Origin of the sequence: Methanobrevibacter sp., from assembly GCF_015062985.1 — an archaeon.
In the GTDB taxonomy this organism is placed as follows: domain Archaea; phylum Methanobacteriota; class Methanobacteria; order Methanobacteriales; family Methanobacteriaceae; genus Methanocatella.
The window spans coordinates 133497-145233 of sequence record NZ_SUTI01000003.1; the positions used below are offsets into that span (position 1 = coordinate 133497).

Here is an 11737-nt window from a genome sequence, read left to right on the forward strand (position 1 = left end):
ATGAATGTAATTGTTCTTGATTCAAATGAAGAATTTTTACAGTATTTGGATTTAAATCGATTATCTGTTGTTGAAGGGAACAAAAAGTCTTCTATTCGGAAAATTTCTGTTACTTATATTTTTGATACTCTTGAAAATGTTGAAAACATATTTAAAGTAGGTAATAAGATTTGGATTTCTGGTGTTAAGCATATGAAGGATTGTTTGTATGTGATAAACACTCCTATTTCAAAAGACTTTTTTAAGAATAATCATGTGGTTTTTGATGCAGAAGAGGTTCTTGTGGAGTTGAATTATGCTCCACCTTTCACTCAAACAGAGTTATACCCTGCAAATGGTTTCACTATTGGAGTTATTAATGGTGAAAATAATGTTTTAATCGATTATGCTTTCTTGGATTTTTGGTTTGGAGATTACTTCAATGTAGGTATTGTTCAGGATTGTTTAGCAACTCGTATACAAAAAGTTGTGTTGAAAGGAACAATGAACTTAATGAACTTATTAAGACGTATTGAAGATGAAACAGGTAATATTTTCGTGACCCGATATGAAAAAGATGTTCAAAGCAATGTTATTCACCGTTACTTGGATTTTTTAAACCCTACCCGTGAGAATAATTGGGAATGGAATTATAAGTTTTTCTTCCCAGAAGATGAACCTGACACATTAAATCCGGATGATATTGAAATTAGATTAACACATGAAAATAATGTGTTGAAATCATGGGATGCTGTGAGTATTGGCATCAATCCGGATGAAAGTTTGAAAGATTTCAACATAAAATTACAGTATAAAAATAAAAGTTTACTATTAGTTGTTAACTCAAAATCATACAATTTTGAGCTTACAGATTATCCAATACATGCTATAACAAGTCAAAATGTGGATATTGGTGAGGGATTTGAAACTATGGAAATGTACAGACAAACATTGAACATAGTTTTACCTAACAAGACAATATTTGAAATCTATGATACTGAAAATGAATGTTTGCTCTTTAAACATGAATTAAACCCTCTGATGGGTAACATACAGGAACATGTACTTGATGTAGGTTATAATCTTGAAGATGTTGAATTCGAATTGAACGAAGAAGACACCTATACTGCAATAGCACCTATTCTAGGTGGAGGTAATAATGATTTAGGCAGATTGGAATTAAACGAGGTAATCAATAACTGGATAGACTTAGAGGTAACTAAAGGTTCAATTATTCCTATGATTGTTGAAAAAATCACAGATACTAAAACACCAACTTCTGGTGCAAACTATATCGGTGATTCAGTAGTTGAAGGGCCATATTGGAGCCGACCACAAAAACCAAATGATAATAACAGTGAAGGTGAGGGAGGATCATATGAATACTTCAAAGGCACCGCATATTGGGCAGCACCATTCACAAAATTAGCCGGGGAAATGTACATCTATGATGACACAGCTATTGATATTGAGTATTCTCATGTTCGTGGAAAAGCAGACTCCTTGGATGATAGAGGGCCATTGCAACTGCCTAAAATGGGTTATGTGGAAACTTCAGACGAAGATCCTTATGCGATTTATAATGATGTTGCAATGAAACTCAAAGATAAGAGAACACCTAAATTTGATATTGAGGTAGATGTTGCTAATTACCAAAATGGTGTCTTAAATGATTATGACATCCATGACAGAGTATACTTGAAACTTCCAGGATATAAGGCCTTAATTGTGGCTGTGGTTAGTGAAACAACAAAAAACATACATGATATCACAAAAAACACTATAAAATTAACAAATTATAGTGTTAATAGCAAAGTTCCTCAAGTGGAAACTGAAATATTAGGTGATGCAGTACAATTTGAATATCCTGCTAAAGGGACACTTAATGTGGTATTCAAAGATATATATGGGAATCCTTTAGGAGGTAAGTTACTGTCATTCACTAAATATAGTGTGGGTACGAATACTGGTGAAACTGCAACTAAGAAAACGGACAGTCAAGGTAAAGCTAGTATTGATATGAAATATGATCCTGGAACTTATGAGATTCTTGTTCAGTTTGGTGGTGATGAGGAGTATGCAGCAGCATCTTCAACAATAGATGTGCTTGTAACAGGTGAGCTACCACAACCTACTACTGAGGAAACAACCACAACAACATCAACATCATCCTCTTCAGCAAGTGTTGATTTAACGAAAAACAATTTCAACAGTAAAAAGAAGAAAGTTTGGATTGATGCGGATGGTGGAAGTAACAGTATGAAAAACAGTGTCGCAAATTTGCTTAGAGCAAAAGGTTGGACTGTTCATGTTGGAGGAACGGGGCCTTCTTATCATTATTCTGATTATTTTAATGTAACAAGTGATTATGCAGTTCTCATTACAATGTATAACGGTTTTGACCCTGCGACAATTCGTGAAGCATACAGTTCACGTATACAGAAAGAACTCAAACGAAAGGGAGTGGAACTGGTAATCATGTTTGACACTCAAACATGGACTGGTGGAATGAAACCATACCGATACGGTGATTTTTCAGGTTATTATTCTAAAAAGGCATGGGATGACAACTATTCCACAGGGGATGTATCAATCAGCAATGTAGCAACATATTTCAAGAATAATAACGCAAAATACTGTGCTTACAATACTGCAGATGGCCTGGTTAATCAATTCCTTTACGGGGGTTATTTCAAATACAAAGAAGGAACCAAGAAAACAACTACAACTACAACAACTACTCCAGCAACTGAAACCAGTTTAAATTGGGGAACACCAAAAAGAAGTAGCATTCCTTCATCAGTTAAAAAACAAGCTGAAAATGTTGTTAAAACCGCAGGTGCAAAAACAGCAATGGAAGCTGCAAAAGCAATAGCATCATGGGTTGCAGCATACATCGGTTATGAATATAAATACAATTTTTATCAATCAACGAGTACAACTTTATCCAGAAAGAAAGGAAATTGTTGTTGTCAAACTGATTTAATGTTGGAAATGTGGGATGCTGTGGGAATTCCACGCCAGTTTACTGTGAAATATGTGCATGTTAGTACTGGTAGTACTGGGCATGTATTCGCAAGTTTAAATGGAACTTATGTGGATCCATGCAAATCAAGTTCACCATGGAACAATTATGTGAAAGGTTATGGTAGTCCGCCAGGACATCAAACTACTTATCCAACAAAACCATTCTAAACGATGATTATGAAGAATAATGAAGATGTGCATAAAGGTTGTCCTAATAGGCATCACTGCAAGAAGGATGAGAAACAATGCTGTTATCTGCTATCAAATAATTCTTGTTATTTAGATAGTAAGGATAGTGAGTTGTTTATATGAATGCGGATAATCAAAGATTACTTGAGATTAAGAGGTTTAAACAAGGATATGCTAATTTAATGGATAACTCGGGAAGTATTGATGAAATATTAGAATATCAAAGTAAGATTGAAGAGTTAGAAAAAGAAGAAAAAGAAATTCTGGGAAGATGTGATGTGATAATATGACTTATCATTTTGGTTATTGGGTTTTCGGTGGAGATATGAAAAAAGTTAATCTCGAAAACCTCAAAAAGAACGGAACAACAGATTTATTCCTCAATTATTACGCTTTCACAGCACACGGGGAATCAACTGTTGCTGCTTGGATAGAAAAAGCAAAGGGATTAGGTATTAATGTGCATATTTGGATGCAATGCTTCTACGATGGGAATTGGATTAATCCTAAAACTGCGAATTTATCATCTAAGGTTGCTGAAGCTATGAAATATGCGCACATGAAAAATGTTGCAGGAGTTCATCTTGATTATCTCAGATATCCAGGTAATGCTTACAAGACTTCCGGTGGTGCAGATGCTATCACAGCGTTTGTGAAACAAGTGAAATCTGCTATTCCAAAGGGTATTGTTTTATCTTGTGCAGTAATGCCTGAATCAGATGATAAATATTATTATGGGCAAGATATAGATGCTCTTGGAAAAATAGTTGATGTACTTATTCCAATGCAATATAAAGGAAATTATTCTGCAGGGAGTAGTTGGTTAACATCAACCACCAAATCCTTCAGTGCAAAAGCAACAATATGGTCAGGGTTACAGAGTTATAAATCTGATGATAATCCAACAAAACTATCAGGAGTTGAATTATTGGAAGATGTGAAAACCTGTTTAAATGCAGGTGCAAAAGGAGCAATAATGTTCCGATTTGGATTAGTTGGAAATTTAAACTATAAATCATTATTACCAAAAAGTAGTGCAAAAGAAAATGAAGTTAAAGAGGTAGTGTCAGTAGGGAAAACAATAAATAATGGGGATATATTTACCCTTGCAAATACAGTAAAAACAAGTGTTGAAAAAAACAAAAAATTAGAATCAAGTTTTAAGGTTGGTAGTGTTAGTTATACCTCAAGTGAAGTAGCATATATTTTTAGTTTTGCCATGAATAATTTATCCGCAAATTGCACAGTTCCTGGTGTAAAAGCTTATGCTTCTGATACAGGAGATAGTATGAATGAGCAGGTTATTCCTTCCGATGTTAAAGACCAAGCTAAACGAATAGTGAATTATATTAAGCAGAATGGACAATGCCCAGCATATGTTACTACTGTAAAAAGTAAGAAGAGGGCTTCTGTAAAAATGTTTGTTTATGCTTTTGCAAGGACTTTGGTTTGGTATAAAAATCATTCAAAGACTTTCCCTGATTATACTACTTACAATACTTCCGCCTTTTCAAGTTCATCAACTACAACTACTACAAAAAAGAAATACGGCCACGCTACAAAAAGCGGATGTGACAATAGAGGACAAAACAACTCAGTAAACTGCGGTCCACACAGTATTCAGGAATGTATAAGAAACCTCACAGGAAAAGTCATTACCCAAAAACAATTAGCATCATGGGCCGGAACGGGTAGTGGTGGTACAGACCATGCTGGCCTCACTACTGCAGTGGCCATGGCAGCTAAACAACTTGGAGTGAACTTGTCAGTAGAATGGAAAAGCTTCAGTGATGTCGGTTGGTCCGGTATTAAAAAGATTATTAACAGTGATAATCAAGACTGCATTATCCATAATTTGTATAGGAATAAATGGGGACATTATGAAGTCATAAACAAAGATTACAGTAACTACTGTGATGTACAGAACAGTCTTGGTGACTCCTGTTCTTCTGGTTGTTATTGTGGTTACGTTGAAGAGAGAAGCCACAGCACATTCCAATCATACATCAACGGAATAAGTCAAAAAAGCGTAATGATCATAACAAGGAAGTAGATATCTATGTCTAATTTAGTGAGTTATCGTGAGAAAGTTAATCGTATCAATATTGTTAGAAAATTGAAAAAAGAGCAGGAAAAGATTGATGAATTATATGCTCAGGAAGGAGCTACTGATAGGGTAATTGAAATGCAGGCAGAGTTAAATTCTCGAAGGCATGAGTTTGATATTCCTGATGAATCGAAGAAGGTTTGGAAGAATTTCGTACAGTAATATTCATATTTACGATGATGTACTCTGAATTATGATTAGGCCATCTGTTGAGTACGCAGCGAATGTGGAAAAATGAGATGTAAAACTAAAAATAATTTTCGAGAATATACGCTAAGAACCTACGTTTTAAAAAAGAGACCATTTTATATTTGTAGTTGGTGGGACATTATTTTTTTTTAGTCTCCATTTTATTGAATATTTAATCCTAAGTCATATTTTGGATTATTGAGTAAAAAAAATGTTTGTGGCCAGGGTAGCACTTTTGTGTGTGTCCTGGTCATATTTTTTTGTTTGTTTGTTTTGTTGCTAACTATTTTTTGTGGAAATGCTTTTATTATATTTATTATATAATATTATAATATAGAGAGCGTCTAATAGTCACTACAATATTATCAATATTATATGAGATAGCTATTTTCTTTTTATTTTCATCACGTTTCCTAAGGTACGTTCGCCAGAGGAATTACTGATGAACTGATTCAAATCAACTTCACTTGTTTTTTCAAGAAGTTTAATATTCAAAGCCTTTTCTAATTTTTTTGTAAGCTTGATGTCTGGAGTCATTTTTCCGGTTTCAATTCTTGTAATGACTGAAACCCTTTCATTGATTTTTTTACCTAAATCTTCGCGAGACCAATCTTTTGATTCTCTTGCCTTTCTGATTTCCATATCAAAGTTTTCAACCAATTCTTCTGAAGGTTCATCTCTTCTAGAATAATTTCTGTTTCTTGTATTTTGAGAGCCTTTTGATTTAGTTTGTTGTCTGAATTTTGGTTTAGGAGGTGCTTTTTGGATTTTTCCAAGTTTAGAGCACTCTTTACAAACAACCATAACTGATCCTTCGATTTTAGCTCTTATTGGATTATTTTCTGGTACAGGTTTACCGCAGATTTCACATTCCATTTTTATCAGTTTCCTCTCGATTTCTATTTAATTATTTATTATTATAGTTATTAATATTTATTAGTATACTATAAAATGAATACCTTTAAATAGTTTAAAGTTACAAATTGTTATTAAACTAACATAGTTTAATAAAATTATCACTAACTGGAGATGAATCACATGAATGATTTCGATGATTTGGAAAATTCTTCAAAAGAACAATTGATTGAAAAGGTAGAATCTCTGCAAGATGAAATTGATTCATTAAGGGAAGAAAAATCCAAAGCCAAAAGTAACTTAATGTGGAAAGTTAGGAAATTAGAAAAAGATAAAGTCTTAATTGAAAATGAAAAAATCAGACTTGAAAGAGAAACTAAATCATTACGTTCTGAAGTGGATAGATTTAGATCTCCACCATTAGTTTTAGCTACAATTACTGAAGTTTTAGATGATAATAGAATGACCGTTAAAAGTAGCACAGGTCCTAGTTTTCTTGTTAACTACTCAAAATTTTTAGATGAAAAATTATTAGTCCCTGGTTCAAGGGTTGCATTGAACCAACAGACATTCGGTATTGTTGAAGTATTGCCTTCAGAGAAGGATGCAAACGTTTCCGGAATGGAAATCGAAACCAAGCCGGACATGACATATGAACAGATTGGAGGTTTGGACGAGCAGATTATTGAAGTTAAGGAAACCGTTGAATTGCCGCTGACCGAACCTGAACTGTTTGAAAAAGTGGGAATTGAACCTCCTAAGGGAATCCTGCTGTACGGCCCTCCTGGAACTGGAAAAACCTTGCTTGCAAAAGCGGTGGCAAATGAGACAAATGCAACTTTCATCAAGATTGTTGCTTCAGAGTTCGTTAAAAAATACATCGGTGAAGGTGCAAGGCTCGTTCGTGAAGTATTTGAACTTGCTAAAGAAAAAGCTCCTGCAATCATATTCATCGACGAACTTGATGCCGTTGCAGCAAAAAGGCTTAAAAGTTCCACAAGCGGAGACAGAGAAGTTCAAAGGACTTTAATGCAACTGCTCGCAGAACTTGACGGATTCGAATCAAGAGGAGATATTGGAATTATCGGCGCAACCAACAGGCCGGACATATTGGATCCAGCATTATTGCGTCCTGGACGTTTTGACAGATTTATTGAAGTTCCTCTTCCAAACGTGGACGGCAGACGCGAAATCCTTAAAATCCACACCAAGAACATGTCCCTTGATGAAGAGGTCGACATCGATCTGCTTGCTGAAATAACAGACGACTTGTCCGGTGCAGATTTAAAGGCAGTTTGTACTGAAGCGGGTATGTTTGCAATTCGTGAAAAACGTGACAAGATTACTGTAGCCGACTTTATGGATGCTATTGATAAAGTCATGAGCAAAACCAAAGAGGACGAATTGTTCAAAACAGAAGCCGGAGTAATGTTCGGTTAATTTTAATAAAAAAATAAGCCAATGATGAACCCTATGAGCTCTGATATGTGATGAATGATGGGCGAGCTGAGGCTTATTTATTTAATCTTTTTTTTGTAAAACTTTATTTAAACCAAAAACTAATAGATTATTATGTTATTTGATAGAAATGATAATCAGGCCAATGAGAGAATTATTTATCAAACAAAGCCAAACATGCTTTTAGGATGTAAGAAAGCTATTTATGGGATTGTTCTATTGATAGTTGTATTGATTGTCTCTCCAATGGCAATCCAGTTCATCGGTGAGATGCAGGTTTATATGATCTCACACATTAAGCTCCCATTGACTAGATATGCGGCAATAGCATTTTTCGTTATCATTTTATGCATAGTTTTATATATCATCTGGCAGCTTGTAGGATGGTATTCTAAGGAATATACCTTAACCGATTCAAAAATCATCATCAAATCAGGTGTTTTGTCAACTAAAAAAAATTATATGCCATATGCAACAATTCAGGATGTCAACACTTCCCAAAGCTTATTGGGAAGGCTTTTAAATGTCGGTTCAGTATCAGTATACAGCGCATATGACAATAATCAGATGGAACTGTCAAACATTTCCGACCCTTCCGAGGTTGAAAATATCGTATTTTCAAGAATGGTGGGACCTAGAAGTTTCCAGCCTCAGTATAGGGCTCCCCGTCAGGATTACCGTCAGGAAATTGTCAGGGAATATCCTGAAGAAGAAGGGTATTATGATGAATTTGAGCCTATTACTCCAATCAATCGCGAAAGGGAACTGGAAAGAAGGCAATACGAGTATTATCCTGAAAACTTGGATTTTGAAGAGGAAATCCGTCCGAAGCATACCTATGAATATGAGCCTTACGGCGACGGATTCCAAAGAAATGTCAACAACATAGTGGATGACTTGGAAACTCCATGGGATTATCCTCAAGACAACTATTATAATGAAGTAAGGGATGAATATTCAAGGGGTAATGATGTTTACTATGAGGATGTTGAACCTCAAATCTATTATGAGGGAGAAGCTGATCAAACTCCACAAACTGATTCTGAAGATGTAGAGGATTCAAGCCAAAAAGCCATTCAAAGACACTTTGATAAATTTAAAAGATAAGGTATTATAATGAATTTTGATGTTTCTATTGTTGGCGGGGGTCCTGTCGGTTCTACAATTGCATATTACCTTTCAAAAAGGGGATTGTCTGTATGCATAATCGAAAAGAAGAATGAAATAGGATATCCTTTGCAATGTGCGGGAATATTAAGCAACAGCATTTTCGATTTGAACCAACTGCCTGATGAATTCATTTTAAATAGGGTCAAAGGAGCATTTATACACAGTGAAAATCATATTTTGAACGTTGAAAAGGAGTATGATGTGGCATATGTCATAGACAGAGTTGCCTATGATAAGTTTTTATCAAACAGAGCCATTGAAAATGGTGTAAAGCTAATCAATCAGAAAGCCATTGATTTTGACATTGAAAATTCCATTGTTTATCTTTCAGATAATCAGGAAATCCATTCAAAAGTGATTGTCGGATGCGACGGATACAATTCCCAGCTATCTAAACAAATGGGAAACGGATTGTCAGCATTCAATGCTTCACAGTTTCTCGTAAAAATCGGTGATGAAAGTATAAATGCATATAGGAATTCAGATAAGGATTTTTCAAAATATGTCGATACGTGCATTATCGAAGACATCCTGCCGGGATTTTTATGGATTATACCTGTTAATGACGGTTTTTATAGGATAGGATTATTTTCAAATGACTCCCACAAGCAACAGGATATCATCCTGGAGGGTTTTTTGAAAAAACATTTCGAACATGAAATCGTTGAAACATATAAGGGTTTCATTCCGATTTTCAATGAAAAAAATAAATTTGTTAAAGACAGGGCCATTCTAATCGGCGATTCCGCCGCTCAAATCAAACCCACATCCGGCGGGGGATTATTAATAGCATTTGACGCATGCAAAATGGCCTGCAGACATATCTGTGAAGCTGTTGAAAGTGGTTCTTATGAAATTCTTAAAGGATATGAAGAAGAGTTTATAAATAAATATTCAAGGGAATTCAATTATCAGTTCAAAGTTCAAAAATCATTTAATTTATTGACTGCAGATGATTTTGATTATTTATTGTTGAAATTAAAGGAAAATGATTGTGAAAAGATAATCTCCGAATTTGGGGATATTGATGAACAGTCTGTTCTTGTTAAGGAATTTATAAAAAGAGGTTTGATTTTTAAAATTGTTCCAACATTTCTTTTTAAAAAAATAGGTAAAATATTAGGATTATAGGTGTTTGAAATGGAATTATTATGTATACAGTCACAGGAACATCCCGAATTGCCGATAGCCGAGCTGAAGGCAGTTATGGAATGTGAAGATATCGATGCGGATATTGAGATTATAACTGAAGGTTTAGTCATTTTAAAAAATATTTCAGAAGAAAATTTAAACGCCTATTATGAAATCCTGACAAAAAGATTGGGATATACCCATGAAGTTCATGAAATCATTGCAAAAACCGATGCGGATAATCTGGATGAGGACATATCAAAAATCGAATGGGGCAGCTATATTGATGAGACTTTTGCCGTAAGGGTCAAGAGGTTTCAAACCGAAATCGATACTGTTGCCACAGAAAGAAAGGTAGGGTCATTGATTTTGGATAATTGCAATGGCATTAAAGTCAATCTTACAAAACCGAAATCATTAATTCGTGTCGTTGCATTTAAAAATGAGATATTTGTAGCTATTGAAAGAATCAAGTTAAACAAAAAGCATTTTGAAGAAAGCAAACCTCATAAAAGGCCGTTTTTCTATCCTGGGTCCATGAATCCGAAGTTGGCAAGGTGTATGGTTAACTTATCCAGGGTTAAGGAAGGCCAATTGTTGCTGGATCCGTTTTGCGGAACCGGTGGAATTCTGATTGAAGCGGGACTCATCGGCTGTAAGGTCGTAGGCTCTGACATCTATTGGAAAATGAAAAACGGAACATCAATAAATTTGGATTATTATGGCATTAAGGATTATAGGACATTCAATCTTGATGTTCGTGAACTTAAAATGTATGAAAAGGTAGCCAGTGTAGTTACAGATCCGCCATATGGTATTTCCACATCAACTGGAGATATTGAGGGGGATGACATATTCAAGGAGTTCTTCTATGCGATATATGATAATATGAGGGACGATGCTTATCTCTGCATGGCCAGTCCCCACTATGTCGACTTGGAACCTATGGTAGAAGAAGTAGGATTTGAGATTGTCGAACAATACGGTATTAAAATGCATAGAAGTTTGACAAGAATAATTACTGTAATCCGCAAAAAATTGGATTAATATAGTTACATTTATATACTAGTTGTTTATTTTTTGATTTAAAATGGGATAAAACTTTTAATATTGTTTTATTTTATTATTTTCTTCAATTATTTTTTTTATTTTACTTTTTTAGCATTTTTAAAAATTTTTTTTTAAAATTTTATTTTCAGCAATTTTTTTCATATAAAAATTATCATATGGACTTATTTTGTTTAAATATTATTTTTAATTAATTTTTTTAATTATACATATTATTTTGCAATATTTTTTAATTGAATTTGTTAATAAAACTTGTCTGTCTATTAGATGTGCTATGTGTTTATGGCGATGACCTAAGTATTATTGTATCTTACAATTTTTACTATGATGGTTGCTTTTCCGCATGTAGCTATACATTTGTGAGTACTTGAATTTTCTCAAGTATGATGTTGGTTTTGTAGATGTGGTGAATAGTTACAATATATTTGTTACAAATTTAGTGTATACTCGTCTATATTTTTTAGCGTACTTCATAATATTCATTGACTTATTATGTTCTGTTATGTGTTCAATTCTGTTTGATCCTGGCAGATGCTACTGCTATTGGGATTCGATTAAGCCATG

General features: G+C 34.3%; 10 protein-coding genes. 9 read left to right on the plus strand and 1 reads right to left on the minus strand.

All coding sequences use genetic code 11. The features are described from left to right. The 4 genes from E7Z77_RS02575 to E7Z77_RS02590 all read left to right on the plus strand — a co-directional run bounded on the left by E7Z77_RS02575 (nt 1) and on the right by E7Z77_RS02590 (nt 5464). Complete coding sequence (locus E7Z77_RS02575; protein ID WP_292749833.1) at nt 1-3174, plus strand: transglutaminase domain-containing protein; 3174 nt, start codon at nt 1-3, stop codon at nt 3172-3174. 140 nt (nt 3175-3314) lie between these two features. Then, the gene (locus tag E7Z77_RS02580; RefSeq protein ID WP_292749835.1) at nt 3315-3485 is read left to right on the plus strand and encodes a hypothetical protein; all 171 of its coding nucleotides are present in this window, start codon (nt 3315-3317) and stop codon (nt 3483-3485) included. Continuing rightward, nucleotides 3482-5248 (plus strand): putative glycoside hydrolase, encoded by a 1767-nt coding sequence (locus tag E7Z77_RS02585; RefSeq protein WP_292749837.1) that lies wholly within the window; start codon nt 3482-3484, stop codon nt 5246-5248. Before E7Z77_RS02580 ends, E7Z77_RS02585 begins: the two co-directional genes overlap by 4 nt. A 6-nt stretch (nt 5249-5254) precedes the next feature. Next, nucleotides 5255-5464, plus strand: coding sequence for a hypothetical protein (locus E7Z77_RS02590; protein WP_292749839.1), 210 nt, complete (start codon nt 5255-5257; stop codon nt 5462-5464). A gap of 411 nt (nt 5465-5875) precedes the next feature. Here the strand turns inward: E7Z77_RS02590 and E7Z77_RS02595 are convergent, their stop codons facing one another. After that, the gene (locus tag E7Z77_RS02595) at nt 5876-6367 is read right to left on the minus strand and encodes a multiprotein bridging factor aMBF1 (protein WP_292749841.1); all 492 of its coding nucleotides are present in this window, start codon (nt 6365-6367) and stop codon (nt 5876-5878) included. 180 nt (nt 6368-6547) lie between these two features. On the opposite strand from E7Z77_RS02595, the gene E7Z77_RS02600 reads away from it, so the two are divergent. From E7Z77_RS02600 to E7Z77_RS02620, 5 genes are all read left to right on the plus strand, one after another. Next, nucleotides 6548-7786: a proteasome-activating nucleotidase gene (locus tag E7Z77_RS02600; RefSeq protein ID WP_292749855.1), complete on the plus strand. Its 1239-nt coding sequence runs from the start codon at nt 6548-6550 to the stop codon at nt 7784-7786. Nucleotides 7787-7918: 132 nt separating this feature from the next. Next, a complete protein-coding gene (locus E7Z77_RS02605; RefSeq protein WP_292749843.1) occupies nt 7919-8911 on the plus strand; it encodes a PH domain-containing protein in 993 nt (330 codons plus the stop codon). 9 nt (nt 8912-8920) lie between these two features. Further along, a complete protein-coding gene (locus E7Z77_RS02610) occupies nt 8921-10105 on the plus strand; it encodes an NAD(P)/FAD-dependent oxidoreductase (protein ID WP_292749845.1) in 1185 nt (394 codons plus the stop codon). Between the two features lie 9 nt (nt 10106-10114). Next, nucleotides 10115-11152: a TIGR01177 family methyltransferase gene (locus E7Z77_RS02615; RefSeq protein ID WP_292749847.1), complete on the plus strand. Its 1038-nt coding sequence runs from the start codon at nt 10115-10117 to the stop codon at nt 11150-11152. A 388-nt stretch (nt 11153-11540) separates the two neighbouring features. After that, nucleotides 11541-11737, plus strand: a 197-nt coding sequence (locus E7Z77_RS02620) for a hypothetical protein (protein ID WP_292749849.1), incomplete at its 3' end; no start/stop codon positions are given.